Below are 16382 nucleotides of genomic sequence, written 5' to 3'. Positions count from 1 at the left end.
ATGCAGTTCGGCCGCACCTATGAAGAGTTCACCGTCGGCGAGGTGTACAAGCACTGGCCGGGGAAAACCGTCACGGAATACGACGACCACCTCTTCTGTCTGCTGACGATGAATCATCACCCGCTGCACATGGACCGCAACTACGCGGAGCGGACCACCGACTTCAAAAAGAACGTCGTCGTCGGAAACTACATCTACTCCTTGCTGCTGGGTATGTCGGTGCCGGATGTCTCCGGAAAGGCCATCGCCAATCTGGAGGTCGAATCGCTGAAACACGTGGCACCGACCTTTCACGGCGACACCCTTTACGGCGAGACGACGGTGCTCGGCAAGACACCGTCCCGGTCCAAGCCGGACCGCGGTGTCGTGCACGTCGAGACCCGGGGCCACAACCAGGACGGCACGCTGGTCTGCATCTTCCGGCGCAAGGTGCTGGTGCCGACGGCCGCGTACACCGAGGCGCGCGGCGGGGAGCAGCCGGGCCGCCCCGAACCGTCCGGCCCGTCCGCCGAGAAGGAGAAGTGACATGGGTCGTCTTGCGCAGACCGAGGGTCTGACGGATGTCCAGCGGGAAATCCTCGCCACCGTTCGTGACTTCGTCGACAAAGAGATCCTGCCGGTCGCCACGGAGCTGGAACACCGCGACGCCTATCCGACGGAGATCGTCGAGGGCCTCAAAGAACTCGGCCTGTTCGGCCTGATGATTCCCGAGGAGTACGGCGGTCTCGGTGAGTCACTGCTCACCTATGCGCTGACCGTCGAGGAGATCGCCCGCGGCTGGATGAGCGTGTCGGGCATCGTCAACACCCACTTCATCGTGGCGTACATGCTCAAACAGCACGGCACGCAGCAGCAGAAGGACCACTTCCTGCCGAAGATGGCGACCGGGGAAATCCGCGCCGCTTTCTCGATGTCGGAGCCGGGGCTGGGTTCCGATGTGTCGGCCATTTCGTCCAAGGGGGTACGGGACGGCGACGATTACGTCCTGACCGGCCAGAAGATGTGGCTCACCAACGGCGGTTCGGCCTCGCTGGTGGCGGTGCTGTGCCGCACGGACGAGGGGCATCCGGAGGGGACGGCGCCGCACCGGTCGATGACGACGTTCCTGGTGGAGAAGGAGCCGGGGTTCGGCGAGGTCCGGCCGGGCCTGACCATTCCCGGCAAGATCGACAAGATGGGCTACAAGGGTGTCGACACCACTGAAATGATCATGGACGGCCTCCGGATCCCGGCCGGCCGGGTCCTCGGCGGCGAGAGCGGACGTGGTTTCTCTCACATGATGGACGGCGTCGAGGTCGGCCGGGTCAATGTGGCCGCGCGCGGCTGCGGGGTCGCCCGACGCGCCTTCGAGCTGGGTGTCGCGTACGCCCAGCAGCGGCACACCTTCGGAAAACCCATTGCGCAGCACCAGGCCATCCAGTTCAAACTGGCGGAAATGGCGACAAAGGTCGAAGCGGCGCATGCGATGATGGTTAATGCCGCTCGCAAAAAGGACTCCGGTCAGCGAAACGACCTGGAGGCCGGGATGGCGAAGTACCTGGCCTCCGAGTACTGCAAGGAGGTGGTCGAGGACGCGTTCCGCATCCATGGCGGCTACGGCTTCTCGAAGGAGTACGAGATCGAGCGCCTCTACCGCGAGGCCCCGATGCTGCTGATCGGCGAAGGCACCGCCGAGATCCAGAAAATGATCATCGGGCGTCGGCTACTGGAGGAGTACCGAATCCAGGGGTGAACGTCCCATTTAGACCGATTTTACCTAGACGAAGATCACACCCCGTCATCGCACTTCGGCCATGGATTGGCGTTGGCTCTTGGCCAGTTGCCGCCCGAAACCGATAGCATCCCCGGAAAGCCGCCGTCCCCCGTATCCCTACGCGGCATCCTCCGCTACGAAGGTCAACCATGCCCCACAGCCAATCCTCTGCACAACGCGGCCGTGTCCGCCTCGCGCGCGGAGCGTCGCCGTGGCTCGTGCCGACCGTTGCCACGGCAGCGGTCAGCCTCGCCCGGTCCCGCCGGTCAGGACGCTGGGCCGCCGTTGCCGTGCCCGCCACCGCTCTGGCGGCGGGCATGCTGTGGTTCTTCCGCGACCCCGAGCGGGAGATCGCGCAGGGCCGTGTCATCTCCCCGGCCGACGGTGTGGTGCAGAGCATCATGCCGTGGAAGGACGGGCGCACCCGCGTCGCGATCTTCATGAGCCCGCTGAATGTCCACGTCAACCGTGCGCCGCTGGCCGGCACGGTGACGTCCGTGGAGCACATCCCCGGTGGATTCGTTCCGGCGTTCAACAAGGAGAGCGAGAACAACGAGCGGGTCGTCTGGCACTTCGACACCGAGCTCGGCGACATCGAGATGGTGCAGATCGCCGGGGCGGTGGCCCGCCGTATCGTCCCCTACGTGCCCGCGGACACCAAGGTCGAGCAGGGTGAGCGCATCGGTCTGATCCGGTTCGGTTCGCGCGTGGACGTCTACCTCCCGGAGGGCGTCGAGGCGGCGGTCGAGGTCGGCCAGGCCACCACCGCGGGGGTGACTCGCCTTGACCGTGATTGATCCCGAGACGCAGGCCGGCTGGGCGCCCGAGACCGAAGAGGCCGATGACGACATGCCGCTGTCCACGCGGCTGTCAATAGCGGATACCCTCACTCTCGGTAATGCGATCTGCGGCTTCATGGCCGTGTACTTCACCACCACCGGCGTCCTCATCCCGCATCTGACGGGCACCGACGACGGCGGGATGGCCCGGCACAGCGCGGCGATGGCCGTGATCCTGATACTGCTCGCGTCGATCTTCGACCTCTTCGACGGACTCGTGGCGCGCAAGCTGCGCAGCTCCGCGATGGGTGCCGAACTCGACAACCTCTCCGACCTGATCAGCTTCGGACTGGCCCCGGCGTACTTCGTCGTGACCTGGGGCATGGTCGCCCAGGACGCGCACCAGCGGGTGTCCGTGGTCGCCGCGGTGGTGGTGCTGCTGGCGGTGGTGCTGCGGCTTGCGCGGTTCTCCTGTGTCACGCTGCGCGACGGCATCTTCCAAGGCATGCCGAGTCCGTTCGGCGCCCTGACCGTCGTCGCCATCGTCCTGCTGGAGCTGCCGTTCATCCCGACGCTGCTGGCGATCATCGGGGTGGCCTGGCTGATGGTGAGCCGCGTCGAGTACCCCAAGCCGCGGGGCCGGCTCGCGGTGGCGATGCTCAGCTGGATCGTGCTCAGCATGGGCATGCTGGCCGCCTGGGCGCTGGACGCCCCCGGTGGCATGCTGCTGCTCCAGACCGGCTGTGCGCTCCAGGTGGTGCTGGGCGCCATGATCCCGCTCTTCGCGACCGCCCGGCGGGTCAACACCTTCCGGGGCAACCGCCGCGAGGCGCGCGCCACCCAGCTTCCGTAGCGCGACCGCACACGACACGCCGAGAGCCCCGGGCGAAGGACCTCCTTCGCCCGGGGCTCTCGGCATTCCCCGGTGCGGGCCGCCCACACCGGGCTCAGACCAGGAAGTCGCGCGCCAGACGCTCCGCCGCGCGCTCCAGCAGCGGGCCCGCCTCGGCCATGCAGCGGGCCGGATCGGGCTCCAGGTCCGTCAGGGCGTACGCGCGCCGGAAGCCGGCCGCATCGAGCGTCTCCGGCGGCAGCGTGAGCCGGCCGCAGACCGCGACCACCTCGACACCGGCCGCACGGGCCGCGGCGGCGACCCCGGCCGGTGCCTTGCCGTGCAGCGTCTGCCGGTCGAGCGAGCCCTCGCCGGTGATGACGAGGGTGGCCCGCGTCAGCGCCGGGGTGAAGCCCAGGACGTCGAGCAGCACCTCGATACCGGGCCGGAACTCCGCGCCGAGGCCGACCAGCGCGCCGTACCCGATACCGCCCGCGGCGCCCGCGCCGGGAGCCGCCGCATACGTGGCGGCCTTCGGTCCGACGGCGCTCCCCAGCACCGCGGCGAAATGCGCCAGGGCGGCGTCCAGGGCGGCGACGTCCGCCGCGCTCGCGCCCTTCTGCGGCCCGTAGACCGCGGCGGCGCCCGTGGGGCCGGTGAGCGGGTTGTCGACGTCGCTGGCGAGTACGACATGGGTACGTGCCAGCCGGGGATCGAGGCCCGACAGATCGGCCGTGGCCAGTTCCCGCAGCGGCCCGCCGCCGGGGGCGAGCGGCTCGCCCCCGGCGTCCAGGAACCGCGCGCCCAGTGCCGTGAGCATCCCCGCGCCGCCGTCGGTCGTCGCACTGCCGCCGACCCCGAGGACGATCGAGGCCGCCCCCGCGTCCAGCGCCGCGAGCAGCAGCTCACCGGTGCCGTACGTGCCGGCCGTCAGGGGCGCGAACACACCCGCCGGGAGGTGCTGGAGGCCGGACGCCTCCGCCATCTCCACCACCGCCGTACCGTCGCCGCGCAGCGCGAAGGCGGCCGTCACCGGCGCGCCGGTGGGCCCGGTGACCCGCGCCTCGTGGCGGGTGAACCCGGCCGCCAGCGCCGCCGCGACCGTGCCGTCGCCGCCGTCCGCGACGGGTACGGCCGTCACTCCGACGTCCGGGACCACGCGCCGCAGACCGGCCGTGACGTGCTCGGCGACCTCGACGGCCGTGAGCGAGCCCTTGAACTTGTCCGCGGCGATCAGTACCCGCGCGGTGCGCGCCCCGCCCCGCGCGGGGTCCGTTCTTGCTGCGTCCGCCACCGTATGTCCCCTTTTTTCGAACTGGCAGTCGCGCCGCAGTGACCTTATCCGGCGCGCGGCCCCGCGAACAGGGCCGGCGGTTCCGGTACGGGGCCGACGGCGCGCCCATCCGGCATGCCCCGTTATGGGCGTCCATAGTGGGACGCCATGAGCGTGCACTCGACCGGGGAACCGGCCCCGTATTCCACGCCCGGAGAATCCCGTGAGGATCCCCCGCCCGATCCGAAGGTGGTCGGTATCGGGGTCGTCGCGGTTCTCGCGGTGGTCGCCTGGGCGGCATTCGGCAAGAAGAATTTCGAATCGGTAACCGGTACCGCGCTGAGCTGGGTACTCGGAAATTTCGCCTGGCTTTTCGTGGTCGCCGCCAATATCTTCCTCGTGCTGTGTCTGGTGATCGCCTTCAGCCGGTTCGGCAGAATCCGGCTGGGCGCGGACGACGCGGATCCCGAGTTCGGGAATCTCACCTGGATCGCGATGATGTTCAGCGCGGGTATGGGCATCGGATTGATGTTCTACGGGGTCGGCGAACCGCTCCAGCACTATGTCTCGCCGCCGCCGGGATCCGGTGTCCCGCCGCAGACCGGTGCCGCGGCCCGGACGGCTCTGGAGTACTCGTTCTTCCACTGGACCCTGACCCCGTGGGCCATCTACGGCATGGCCGGGCTCGCGCTGGCGTACTCGGTGTTCCGCAAGGGCCGCGGCAACCGCCTCAGCTCCGTCTTCGTCCCGCTGATCGGCGAGCGGCGGGCGAACGGCCTGCCGGGCCGGGCCATCGATCTGCTCGCCGTCTTCGCGACGGTCTTCGGCACCGCCACCAGCCTCGGCCTGGGCACGCTCCAGGTGGCCAAGGGGCTGCACCTCACCACCGGGTCGGTGGACAGCAGGGGCACCCAGCTCGTGATCATCTTCGCGCTGTCCGCCGCGTTCGTCGGCTCGGCGTTCTCCGGGCTGCACAAGGGCGTCAAATGGCTGTCCACGCTCAACATCCTGCTCGCCGCGCTGCTGATGCTGTTCGTCTTCGTCGTCGGCCCCACGGTCTACATCCTGGACAGCATCCCGGCGAGCATCGGCGGCTACCTCAACGATCTGCTGTCGATGGCCTCGCGCACCGGCGCCTTCACCGACCGGGCCTGGCTGGGCACCTGGACGATCTTCTACTGGGCGTGGTGGCTGTCCTGGGCCCCGTTCGTCGGCACCTTCATCGCGCGCATCTCGCACGGCCGCACCATCCGCGAGTTCCTCATCGGCGTCCTGCTGGTGCCCAGCGGCGCGACCACGATCTGGTTCTGCGTACTGGGCGGCACCGCGATCCGGCTGGACGCGACCGGGGCCGCCCACCTGACGAGCACCGCCAAGGACGCCGAGGCATCGCTCTTCGGGATGCTGGACGCCCTGCCGGCCGGCGCCGTCTCCTCCTGGGTGGCGATGGTCCTGGTGATGACGTACTTCGTCACCAGCGCCGACTCCGCCTCCCTGGTGATGGGCTCACTGACCAGCGGGGGCGCGCTGCATCCGCGGACCTGGCTGGTGGTGACCTGGGGCATCCTGATGGCCGCGGTCGCCGCCGTACTGCTGCTGGCCGGCGGCCTCGGCTCCCTCCAGACCGCGACGATCCTGGTCGCGCTGCCCTTCGTCCTCGTCATGCTCGCGCTGTGCTGGGCGCTGCTGACCGAGCTCCGGGCGGACCCCGGCGCGGGCCCGGCCCGCCACCACGCCCTGCACGGACTGCGGGACGCGGTACGGGCGATGGTCGGCGACGCGATCACCGAAGCGGGCCCGACCCGCCACGCCCGCCTGCGCCGCGCCGCCGACTCCCGGCGGTCGGGCGACGATTCGGGCACGCCGGAGAAATGAGCGGTGGGAAGGACGAGGGACGGGAAAGGGGTGAGGCGCGGGCGGCGTACGGAGCGGGACGGGCCCCGGTGGCGGGCCGGGGATGCGAGGGCGCCACGCCCTTGCGCCCGGAGCCGCTCCGCCCGGGGCCGGGTGCCCTTTAGGCTCACGGCGTGACCACCATGGACTACGCCACATACATCGCCGGCCTGCCCCGCGTACTCGCGGGCGCGGGCACCCTCTTCCGCGACGCGGACGGCCGCATCCTGCTCGTCGAGCCCAACTACCGCGAAGCCTGGACCCTGCCCGGCGGCACCATCGAGTCGGACGCGGGCGAGTCGCCCCGGCAGGCCGCCCGGCGCGAGACCGCCGAGGAGATCGGCCTGGACATCGAACCGGGCCCGCTGCTCGTCGTCGACTGGACACGCGGGGAGCAGCGTCCGCCGCTGGTGTCGTACGTGTACGACGGCGGGGTGCTGGACGCGGCACAGCTCGCGGCGATCCGGCTCCAGGAGGAAGAGCTGCTCTCCTGGCGGCTGGTGAGCTGCGACGAGGCCAAGGCGCTGCTGGACGACCAGATGACGCTGCGTATCCGCGCGGCGCTGGGCGCCCTGGCGGACGGCCGCGGCCCGGCGGAACTGGAGGACGGCCGCCCGCCGAGGTCGGCCGACGGCACCCCCGGCTGACCTGTCCGGCGGGCAGGTCCGGGAGCCGTGGGGTCCGGGGGCAGCGGCACCCGGACCGACGACCGGTTCCCGGCCCGCCGTCGGCCCGCTGCTCCAGGGCCTGTCGGCGGATCACATAAGTGCCGGACGAACGGAAGTCAGAGCCACCGCTGTGCCGCCTCGACACTGTCCCCGATACCTGTGTTGAACGCGATGGCGGCCTGGGGCGCATGGCGGCGGATCAGGTTCACGGTCTGCTCGAAGAGCGGAAGCAACTGCTCGGTCTTGCGGATCCCACCGCCGACGACCACCACATCCCACGGACGCTCGGTCAGCGACGCGACGAGGACGGACGCGGCCGATTCGTCGAACACGACCAGCGCCACGGCCGCGTCGATGCCCTGCTCACCGAACCGGACCAGCTCCGCGTCGAGAGCCGCACCAAGCGCCTCGCCGTCGCCGCCGGGTATCGCTTGCGGGTCGTAACCGACAACAAGTACAGAAGACATGCGCCTAAGCTACCGGCCCCTGTCCGAGCGCGATCAGTCGGAGGGCCTAGGCTGGCCGGTATGGACGACATCGCCGCAAAGATCGCGCAGGTACCGGGAGTTGTCGGGGTGATGCTCGGCGGGAGCAGGGCGCGCGGGACGCACCGCCCGGACTCCGACTGGGATCTGGGGGTCTACTACCGGGGCGAACCGGATCTCCGGGCGCTGGCGGCGCTGGCCGCGGAGGTGACCGGCGGTCCGGTCGAGGTGTACGAACCGGGGGCCTGGGGTGCCTGGGTCAACGGCGGGGCCTGGCTCGAACTGCCCGACGGCAGCCGGGTGGACTGGATTCTGCGGGACGTCGACCGGGTGCGGCGGGTGTGGGAGGAGTGCCGCGGCGGCCATTTCGAGATCGGCGTCCAGGCCGGTCACCCACTGGGCTTCTGGTCCCCCGCGTACCCGGGCGAGGTGGCCCTGGGGCAGGTACTCGCCGACCCCGGTGGGGAGTTGGGCCGCCTTCAGGAGGAGACCCGGGGCTACCCGGAGGCGCTGCGGACGTCCCTGACGCGCGACGCGGTCTGGGACGCCGGTTTCTCGGTGACGATGGCCACCAAGTCGTACGCGGCGCAGGACGTGCTGTACGCGGCGCTCTGCCTGTCCCGGGCGGTCGGCTACCTCGTCCAGGCCCTGCACGCGCACCACGGGGTGTGGTGCGTCAACGAAAAGGGCGCGCTCGCCGTGGCCGCCGCACTGCCGCGGACCCCGCCAGGCTTCGGCGGCCACGCGACCACGCTGCTCGGCGAACTCGGCCGTACGGACGTGGAGTTGGCACGCTCCCTGACCCGGGCGGAGCGGCTGGTGGCCGAGGTCCGGGAGGCGGTCGAGGGCTGACGGACGGGCGCGCGGTGGCGCCCCGGCGGCGGCCGCACGCGCCCATCAGGGGCTGTCGCCGACCGCGTGGCCGTACGCCGCCGGGCGACGCGCGCACCACGGCCGGGCACCGCACGGAGGTCATCCGGGCTGCCGGCCAGAGGGGCCGGACGCCGCTCGGCGGCATTGCGCGGCCGTCGCCGTCGCAGCCGCGGCCGTACGACCGCGGCCACGGAGCCCGGATCGTGGCCGTACCGCCGTGGCCGGCGCCGTCTCCCTGGCGGTCAGCCGCACTCCTCCACCGGGAAGAGCGCCTCGTCCGAGCGCTCGAAGGCGAGCAGCTGGCGCTTGCGGTCGAGGCCGCCGCCGTAGCCGGTGAGGCTGCCGTCGGCGCCGACGACGCGGTGGCAGGGGACGACGATGCCGACGGGGTTCCGCCCGTTGGCCAGACCCACCGCACGGGCCGCCGACGGGACGCCGAGCCGTGCCGCGAGGTGGCCGTAGCTGACGGTCTCGCCGTACGGGATCGTGCACAGGGCCGCCCAGACGCGTCGCTGGAAGGGCGTGCCGCGGAGCGCCAGCGGCAGCTCGAAGGTGGTCAGCTCGCCGCGGAAGTACGCGCGGAGCTGGGCGATGGTCGCGGCGAACGGGGGCTCGGCGGGGTCCGCCGGAGGGCCGAAGCTCTCCTGCGGCGGGCGGTGGCGCTGATCGGTCATGTAGAGGCCGGTGAGCGCGTCCCCGGCCGCGACGAGGGTGAGCGGGCCGACGAGGGTGTCGGCGAGGACGGTGTGGGTGAGGGCGGGCGTGGGGAGGACGGCGCCGGTTGCGGAGTCCGGTGACGGATGACGGGTCATGGCGGGTGCTCAGTTCGTGGGGAGGTGGTTGATGGGGTGGTCGTCGGTCGCCCAGAGGTACTGGACGGCGTACGCGCGCCAGGGGCGCCAGCGCGCGGAGTGACGGATGAGGGCCGCGGGGGTGGCGGGCAGGCCCAGTCCGGCGGCGGCCCGGCGCAGCCCCAGATCGGTCGGCAGGAACGCGTCGGGGTCGCCGAGGGCCCGCATGGCAACGCATTCGACGGTCCAGGGGCCGATGCCCGGCAGCGCCGCCAGCTGGGCGCGGGCCTCCTCCCGGTCGCTGCCGACGCCGAGTTGCAACGTGCCGGCGGCGAGCGCCGCGATGACGCCGGTGAGGGTGGCGCGGCGGGTGCGGGGCATCGCCAGCGACTCCGGGTCGAGGTGCGCGAGCGCGTCGACGGACGGGAAGAGGTGGGTGAGGCCGCCGCCCGGATCGTCGATCTCGTCGCCGTGCGCGCGGACCAGGCGGCCCGCGTGGGTGCGGGCCGCGGCGGTGGAGACCTGCTGGCCGAGGACGGCGCGGAGCGCGAACTCGTCGGCGTCGGCGGTGCGCGGGACCCGGCGGCCCGGCGCCTTGTCGACCAGCGGGGCCAGCTGCGGGTCGGCACGGAGCAGTCCGTCGACGGCCTCCGGGTCCGCGTCCAGGTCGAGCATCCGGCGGCAGCGGGCGATGGCACCCGCGAGATCACGCAGATCGGTGAGGGCGAGCCGGCAGTCGATGTGGTCGGGGCGGGGGCTGAGGGCGACGATGCCGTGCCCGTACGGGAGGCGCAGCGTGCGGCGGTAGGCGCCGTCGCGCCACTCCTCGACACCGGGGACGGCGGTGGCTGCGAGATGGCCGAAGAGGTTGTCGGGGTTGAGCGGCTGCCGGAAGGGCAGCCGCAGGGCGAGCGTGCCGGGCACCGCCGCGCGCGGACCGGGCCTGGCGCGCTGCCGCAGTTCGGTCGGGGAGAGCGCGAAGACCTCCCGTACGGTCTCGTTGAAGGTACGGATACTGGCGAACCCGGCGGCGAACGCGACCTCGGCCATCGGCAGCCCGCTGGTCTCCACCAGCAGCCGGGCGGTCTGGGCACGCTGCGCGCGGGCCAACGCGAGCGGTCCCGCACCGAGTTCGGCCAGCAGCTGGCGTTCGATCTGGCGGGTGCTGTAGCCGAGCCGCCCGGCGAGGCCGGGGACGCCCTCGCGGTCGACGACGCCGTCGGCGATCAGCCGCATGGCACGGGCGACGAGGTCGGCCCGCTCGTCCCACTGCGGGGATCCGGGGCTGGCATCCGGCCGGCAGCGCTTGCAGGCCCGGAATCCGGCCTGCTGGGCGGCGGCCGCACTGGGGTAGAAACGCATGTTCGCGGGCTTGGGCGGCACCACGGGGCAGCTGGGCCGGCAGTAGATACGGGTGGTGAGCACCGCCGTGAAGAACCAGCCGTCGAAACGGGCGTCCTTGGACTGCACGGCGCGCAGACAGCCCTCGGTGTCGGTGTGCATGCCCTCAGGATCACTCAGCCCGCGGGCGACGGCTGGCGGGAATCCGACATGTAGGTGGGGCGGTGGCGGGGCGGGGATGGCTCGGGGCCGGGCCCGGACACCCCCGCCTCGCTTCCGGGCCCGGTCGCTTCGCCATCCGTTGCCGGACGCCGGCCACCCATCATCGGTCACTGATTGCCGGACTCACCGGTCACTGGTTATCGGTCACCGACGCTCACTCGTGGTGGCGAACCGGTCGAGCGCGCCGATCACCTGGTCCCGCGTCGCCGCGCTGCCCTTGTGGCCGGCGTCTTCGATGACGATCAGCCGGGCGTCGGGCCAGGCGCGGGCCAGGTCCCATGCGGTGTGCAGCGGCCCGCTCATGTCCTGACGTCCGTGGATGAGCACCCCCGGGATGCCCGCGAGTCGGTCGGCGCCGCGGAGCAGGGCGCCCTCCGTCAGCCACGCTCCGTGGGAGAAGTAGTGCGCACAGATCCGGACCAGGGCCAGCCGGGCCGCGGTGGGCCGACCACCGTACGGGGCCGGTGCGCCGTACGCCTCCAGGGAGAGCACCGCGTCCTCCCAGGCGCACCAGTCGGCGGTGGCCTTCTCCCGTACCGCCGGGTCGGGGTCCTCCGTCAGGCGCGCGTACGCCCCGACGATATCGCCGTCCCGCGGTACCCCGGGGACGCCGGCCAGGAAGCGTTCCCATGCCTCGGGGAAGAACCGGCCGACACCCCGGTAGAGCCAGTCGGTCTCCGAACGCCGGGTCGTGGTAACGCTGGGGATGACGATCTCCGACACCCGGTGCGGATGGCGTTCCGCGTACGCCAGGATCAGGGTGGAGCCCCACGATCCGCCGAACAGCAGCCAGCGGTCGATGCCGAGGTGCTCCCTCAACCGCTCCATATCGGCGAGCAGATGATCCGTCGTGTTGTACCGCATATCGGTGGCCGGATCGCTCGCGTGCGGGGTGCTCCGGCCGCAGCCGCGCTGATCGAACAGGACGACCCGATAGCGCTCGGGGTCGAAATACTCACGCGCCCCGGTGGTGCATCCGGAGCCCGGTCCGCCGTGGACGACCAGCGCGGGCTTGCCGTCCGGGTTGCCGCAGACCTCCCAGTACACCTGATTGCCGTCGCCGACATCGAGCATCCCCTTGTCGTACGGCTCGATCGGCGGATAACGCTCGGCCATCTCCCTGCCTCCTTCGCTCACCCAACCAATACAACAGCGCTGTTACATTACGCCCCATGACTCCCTCCCGCTCCGGTCCCGGCCCGGAACTGCTCGGCACCAGGCTCCGCCAGTTGCTGGACCTCCTGGACGGCGATGTCGCGGCTGTCCACGCGGATCTCGGGCTCACGGGATTCCGGCCGCGGTTCACCCCGGTCGTACGGGCGCTGGCCGCCTCGGGGCCCGCCACCATCCGCGAGCTGGCACGGGCCGTCGGCGTGACCCATTCCGCGGCGAGCCAGACCGTGGCCCAGATGGTCACGGCGGGTCTGGTGACCAGCACCCCGGGCCGGGACGCCCGTCAGCGCATCGTCCGCCTCACCCCGCGGGCCGAGTCGCTGCTGCCGGCGCTGGACGCCGAGGCGGCGGCCACCAGCGCCGCGGCCGCCGAGTTCGAGGCGGAGCTGTCGTTTCCGCTCAGCCGCCTCGTCGAGGAGGCGCTCGACGCCCTGCACCGGCGCCCGATGCGGCAACGGATCGCCGCGGTGGCGCCGGACCTCGTCGCGGATCCCCCGGCGCCGGGGGCGGCCGGTACGACGGACGGCACCGTGCGCTGAGGGGCGTTGTCAGTGGCGTGGTGCAGAGTGGCGGTATCGGCTTTCTGACGGGCCGAATGGAACGAAAGGACGGGGGTCTCGGTGCCGATCACCAACCAGCGGGTGGCAGAACACGCGTTTCTCCGGGGGCTGTACGCGGACGGGTACTTCCCCGATCACGTCGTCGACAAGGGACGGGCGATCCTGCTGCGGCTCTGCGAGCGGATCGAGGCCGAGCCGCCCTCGGATCTGCCGGCGCTGTACGTGCTGACGGAGGCGGCGACGGAGGAATTCAACGCCCTGGAGGCGGAGTTCGACGCGGCCGGCAGCGAGATCGAGACCGTCGCCCGGGAGGAGATAGCCGAGGACTTCTGGTTCGTGGCCACGGCGTACGGGTTCCCGGAGGCGGATGCGGAGGAGCTGATAGCCGCTCGGGACTGGTAAGGCGCCGCATCCGCCGGGCCGGCCGCGGCGCCTGCGCCCTCCCACCACGGGACTGCTGGCCGGCCGCCCGTCCCGGCGGCTGTCCTCCTCCTGCTACGGGGCGTCAGCGGGAGTCGTCGGCGAGGGAGGCCTCGTACGCCTCGCGGGCGCGGTCGTCGAAGACGACGAAGCGGATCTCGTCGAAGGTGCCGGGCATCGCCGCGGTCACCGCGCGGACCGTGGCGACGGCGGTGCGGGCGCCGTCGTCGATCGGCCAGCCGTAGATTCCGGTGGAGATGGCGGGGAAGGCGACCGTGCGGGCGCCCAGTTCGGCGGCGGCCTGGAGCGACCGCTCGTAGCAGGAGACCAGCAGCAAGGTGCGGTCCTCGTCGGCGGACCAGACGGGGCCGACGGTATGGATCACCCAGCGGGCGGGCAGTCGGCCGGCGCCGGTCGCGACGGCCGCGCCGGTGGCCAGACCGCGTCCGTACCGGGAGGCGCGCAGGGCGCGGCACTCGGCGAGAATCTCCGGACCGCCGCGGCGGTGGATCGCGCCATCCACTCCCCCGCCGCCCAGGAGCGAGGAATTGGCGGCATTGACCACGGCGTCCACGGCCTGTTCCGTGATGTCGCCGCGGTGGAGGGTGAGGGCCGTGGGGATGTCGGGGCCGGAGCCGGTAGCGCTCATGGGTCCGGAGCCTAGGTGATGCCGTACCGGGCGGGACATGCCGACGCCCGGGGCCGGCGTTCTTGGCAGCACTTCCTGAGCCGTCGGCCCGCCGGTCAGCCGCCGCGCCGGTCCCGCGCACCCCGCCGTCAGCGTCGGCCGCTGCGCAGTCGGTGCCAGACCGCCTTGGCGGCGTAGTGGCCGGACATGCCGTGCACACCGGGGCCCGGCGGGGTGGCCTGGGAGCAGAGGAAGACGGCCGGGTGGGCGGTTTCGTAGGGGACCCGGGCGAGCTTGGGGCGGATGAGCAGCCGCAGACCGGCCGCGGACCCGGTGGCGGTGTCGCCGCCGACGTAGTTGGCGTTGCGGGCGGCGATCCGGGGCGGGCCGGCGACCGCGCGGGCCAGCACGAGATCGCGGAAGCCGGGGGCGAACCGCTCGATCTGCCGCTCGACGACCTCGGTGGCGTCGCCTTCCCAGCCGTTGGGGACATGGCCGTACGCCCAGAAGGTGTGCTTGCCCTCGGGGGCGCGGGTGGTGTCGAAGAGGCTGGGCTGGGCGGTGATGAGGAAGGGCACGGTCGGGTCCTGGCCGTGCGTGGCGGCGTCCAGTGCGGCGGCGATCTCGCCGCTGGTGGGGCCGATGTGGACGGTGCCGGCCCGGTGGGCCTCCGGCGCCGTCCACGGCACCGGGCCCGACAGCGCGTAATCGATCTTGAAGACGCTGGGGCCGTACTTCACCCCGCGGTAGGCGTTGCCCAGGCCCGCGATCCGGGCCAGCGCGGTCGGCGAGGTGTCGAAGACATAGGCGCGGGCCGGTGGCAGGTCGTCGAGCCGCTTGACCTCGAAGTCGGTGTGCAGCGCGCCGCCGTGGGCACGCAGCAGCCCGGCCAGCGCGTCGGAGATGGCCTGCGAGCCGCCACGCGGCACCGGCCAGCCCTTGGCGTGCGCGGCGAGCGCGAACATCAGGGCGAGGCCGGTGGTGCCGAAGCCGCCGAGCGGCGCGATGGCGTGCGCGGCGAGGCCCGCCATCAGGGCGCGGGCCTTCTCGTCCTGGAAGCGGCGGTTGAGGAGGGTGACCGGCTGCATCGCGACCAGGCCGAAGCGGGCGTAGGTCAGCGGGTCGCCGGGCAGGCCGAGCCACTGGGTGCGCAGGAAGTCGCGGGCCATGGTGTCCCACTTCCCGATGAACGGCGCCACCAGCCTGCGGTACGTGCCGGCGTCGCGCGGGCCGAAGGACATCGCGGTCGCGCCGACGGAGTGGGCCAGCACGGCGGCCGTACCGTCCGGGAAGGGGTGCGCCATCGGGACGTCGGGGTGCAGCCACTCCAGGCCGTGGCGCTCCAGCGGCATGGTGGCGAAGGCGGGCGAGCCCACGCCGAAGGGGTGCACCGCGGAGCAGGGGTCGTGGCGGAAGCCGGGGAGGGTCAGCTCCTCGGTGCGCGCCCCGCCACCGATGGTGTCGCGGGCCTCGAAGACCTCGACGGACATCCCGCGGCGGGCCAGCTCCACGGCGGCTGTCAGGCCGTTCGGTCCCGCTCCGATCACCACGGCATCGAGCATCCTCGGCACCTGCGCCACTCCCCTCACGTCCGACCCTCGTCGTCGAGGATCAGTTGGCGGCCGCCAGCAGTCCGAGGATACGCCGCGCGGTTTCGGCATCCCGCGCCGCGGTGAAGGGCAGCGCGTTGCCGCCCTCGATGCGGAACGGGCGGCCAGCGACCGTGCCGCTGGCGCCGCCCGCCTCGTGCACCAGCAGCAGCCCGGCGGCGTGGTCCCAGGAGTTCTCCCAGCTGAACGCGGTGGCGTCGATCTCGCCGCGGGCGACGTACAGATACTCCAGCCCGGCCGAGCCGCAGGGACGCGGGGCGATGCCGTCGGTGTCCAGCGCGGCGAGCACCCGCTTCTGGTCGTCGGTGGTGAAGTCGAAGTGGGATATGGCGACATCGAGGACCGCACCGGGGGCCGGGGTACCGGTGTGCAGCGGGACGCCGTTCAGCTCGGCGCCGGCGCCCCGGCGGGCCACCGCCATCAGGTCGAGCGCGGGGGCGTACGTCCAGGACGCCAGCACCTCGCCGCGGTGGGCGAGGGCGACGAGCGTCGCGAAACCGGGGTCGCCGTGCACGAACTGGCGGGTGCCGTCGACCGGGTCGACTATCCATACCGGGGCGTCGCCGCTCAGTGCGTCGAGCACCGTGGGGTCGGCGTGCACCGCTTCCTCGCCGACCACCCGGGAGCCGGGCAGCAGTGCCGAGAGCGCGGCGGTGAGCTGCTCCTCGGCGAGCCGGTCGGCGACCGTGACGAGGTCGTGCGGACCGTTCTTCTCGACGATGTCCTCGGCCGCGAGCTGCCGGAAGCGCGGCATGATCTCGTCGGCGGCGGCCCGGCGGACGGCGGCCTCGACGGCGGCCAGGTCCAGCGCCGACAGGTCGAGGGCGGCGGCCGGGTCAGGCCCGGCGGGCGGGATCACGGCGGGGGCCGCGGGGGCGGTGCCGCCGGGTGCGACAGAGGCGGCGAGGGCGTCAGGAGCAGCCATGGCCGTATCGGTGGTGTTCGCGGTATCTCCCGAAACGTGAGTACGAAGTGCTTCGATCATGCGTCCATCGAACCACGCCCCACTGACACCGGAGCTGGACTCCAGGTGAACTCGCGATGCCACAGGGGATACGGGGCGGGGTGGGGAAGCCGGGGC

17 protein-coding genes are annotated in these 16382 nt (G+C 72.2%); 9 read left to right on the top strand and 8 right to left on the bottom strand.

All coding sequences use genetic code 11. The features are described from left to right. The 4 genes from IH09_RS19945 to pssA all read left to right on the top strand — a co-directional run bounded on the left by IH09_RS19945 (position 1) and on the right by pssA (position 3385). Positions 1–525 (top strand): MaoC family dehydratase, encoded by a 525-nt coding sequence (locus IH09_RS19945; protein WP_052858200.1) that lies wholly within the window; start codon positions 1–3, stop codon positions 523–525. Between the two features lies 1 nt (position 526). Then, the gene (locus IH09_RS19940; RefSeq protein ID WP_052858198.1) at positions 527–1732 is read left to right on the top strand and encodes an acyl-CoA dehydrogenase family protein; all 1206 of its coding nucleotides are present in this window, start codon (positions 527–529) and stop codon (positions 1730–1732) included. Between the two features lie 170 nt (positions 1733–1902). Next, complete coding sequence (locus IH09_RS19935) at positions 1903–2550, top strand: phosphatidylserine decarboxylase (protein WP_052858196.1); 648 nt, start codon at positions 1903–1905, stop codon at positions 2548–2550. Beyond that, positions 2537–3385, top strand: a complete 849-nt coding sequence (pssA, locus tag IH09_RS19930) for a CDP-diacylglycerol--serine O-phosphatidyltransferase (protein ID WP_172450752.1) — start codon at positions 2537–2539, stop codon at positions 3383–3385. Before IH09_RS19935 ends, pssA begins: the two co-directional genes overlap by 14 nt. A gap of 94 nt (positions 3386–3479) precedes the next feature. On the opposite strand, the gene IH09_RS19925 is transcribed toward pssA, so the two are convergent. Further along, positions 3480–4658, bottom strand: coding sequence for a glycerate kinase (locus IH09_RS19925; protein ID WP_052858195.1), 1179 nt, complete (start codon positions 4656–4658; stop codon positions 3480–3482). 147 nt (positions 4659–4805) lie between these two features. Here IH09_RS19925 and IH09_RS19920 point away from each other — a divergent pair, with 147 nt between their 5' ends. Together IH09_RS19920 and IH09_RS19915 are read left to right on the top strand one after the other, a co-directional pair. Next, the gene (locus IH09_RS19920; protein WP_052858192.1) at positions 4806–6512 is read left to right on the top strand and encodes a BCCT family transporter; all 1707 of its coding nucleotides are present in this window, start codon (positions 4806–4808) and stop codon (positions 6510–6512) included. Between the two features lie 152 nt (positions 6513–6664). After that, entirely contained in the window at positions 6665–7177 is a 513-nt protein-coding gene (locus IH09_RS19915) for an NUDIX domain-containing protein (RefSeq protein ID WP_052858187.1), read from the top strand. 137 nt (positions 7178–7314) lie between these two features. Here IH09_RS19915 and IH09_RS19910 read toward each other — a convergent pair whose 3' ends face one another. Next, positions 7315–7665, bottom strand: a complete 351-nt coding sequence (locus IH09_RS19910) for a hypothetical protein (RefSeq protein ID WP_052858184.1) — start codon at positions 7663–7665, stop codon at positions 7315–7317. Positions 7666–7725: 60 nt separating this feature from the next. Between IH09_RS19910 and IH09_RS19905 the strand changes: the two genes are divergently transcribed. Beyond that, on the top strand, positions 7726–8535 hold the full coding sequence (locus IH09_RS19905) for a nucleotidyltransferase domain-containing protein (RefSeq protein ID WP_052858180.1): 810 nt from the start codon (positions 7726–7728) through the stop codon (positions 8533–8535). A gap of 263 nt (positions 8536–8798) precedes the next feature. Here IH09_RS19905 and IH09_RS19900 read toward each other — a convergent pair whose 3' ends face one another. The 3 genes from IH09_RS19900 to pip all read right to left on the bottom strand — a co-directional run bounded on the left by IH09_RS19900 (position 8799) and on the right by pip (position 12026). Then, a complete protein-coding gene (locus tag IH09_RS19900; RefSeq protein ID WP_052858176.1) occupies positions 8799–9368 on the bottom strand; it encodes a methylated-DNA--[protein]-cysteine S-methyltransferase in 570 nt (189 codons plus the stop codon). A gap of 9 nt (positions 9369–9377) precedes the next feature. Beyond that, the gene (locus IH09_RS19895) at positions 9378–10850 is read right to left on the bottom strand and encodes a DNA-3-methyladenine glycosylase 2 (RefSeq protein ID WP_052858174.1); all 1473 of its coding nucleotides are present in this window, start codon (positions 10848–10850) and stop codon (positions 9378–9380) included. A 204-nt stretch (positions 10851–11054) separates the two neighbouring features. Beyond that, entirely contained in the window at positions 11055–12026 is a 972-nt protein-coding gene (gene pip, locus IH09_RS19890; protein ID WP_052858170.1) for a prolyl aminopeptidase, read from the bottom strand. A gap of 56 nt (positions 12027–12082) precedes the next feature. On the opposite strand from pip, the gene IH09_RS19885 reads away from it, so the two are divergent. Both IH09_RS19885 and IH09_RS19880 read left to right on the top strand, forming a co-directional pair. Beyond that, complete coding sequence (locus IH09_RS19885; protein ID WP_052858167.1) at positions 12083–12622, top strand: MarR family transcriptional regulator; 540 nt, start codon at positions 12083–12085, stop codon at positions 12620–12622. An 81-nt stretch (positions 12623–12703) separates the two neighbouring features. Further along, entirely contained in the window at positions 12704–13045 is a 342-nt protein-coding gene (locus IH09_RS19880; RefSeq protein WP_052858163.1) for a DUF5713 family protein, read from the top strand. A 103-nt stretch (positions 13046–13148) separates the two neighbouring features. Here the strand turns inward: IH09_RS19880 and IH09_RS19875 are convergent, their stop codons facing one another. The 3 genes from IH09_RS19875 to IH09_RS19865 all read right to left on the bottom strand — a co-directional run bounded on the left by IH09_RS19875 (position 13149) and on the right by IH09_RS19865 (position 16286). After that, positions 13149–13712, bottom strand: coding sequence for an O-acetyl-ADP-ribose deacetylase (locus tag IH09_RS19875; RefSeq protein ID WP_052858160.1), 564 nt, complete (start codon positions 13710–13712; stop codon positions 13149–13151). A 128-nt stretch (positions 13713–13840) separates the two neighbouring features. After that, positions 13841–15262: an FAD-dependent oxidoreductase gene (locus IH09_RS19870; protein WP_052858388.1), complete on the bottom strand. Its 1422-nt coding sequence runs from the start codon at positions 15260–15262 to the stop codon at positions 13841–13843. Positions 15263–15302: 40 nt separating this feature from the next. Then, entirely contained in the window at positions 15303–16286 is a 984-nt protein-coding gene (locus IH09_RS19865) for an inositol monophosphatase family protein (RefSeq protein ID WP_110952435.1), read from the bottom strand. Between the last annotated feature and the right edge of the window lie 96 nt (positions 16287–16382).

The organism is Streptomyces celluloflavus (assembly GCA_000720995.1).
In the GTDB taxonomy this organism is placed as follows: domain Bacteria; phylum Actinomycetota; class Actinomycetes; order Streptomycetales; family Streptomycetaceae; genus Streptomyces; species Streptomyces celluloflavus.
Note: the sequence above shows the minus strand (reverse complement) of the source record. Positions and strands in the feature narration are given on the sequence as shown.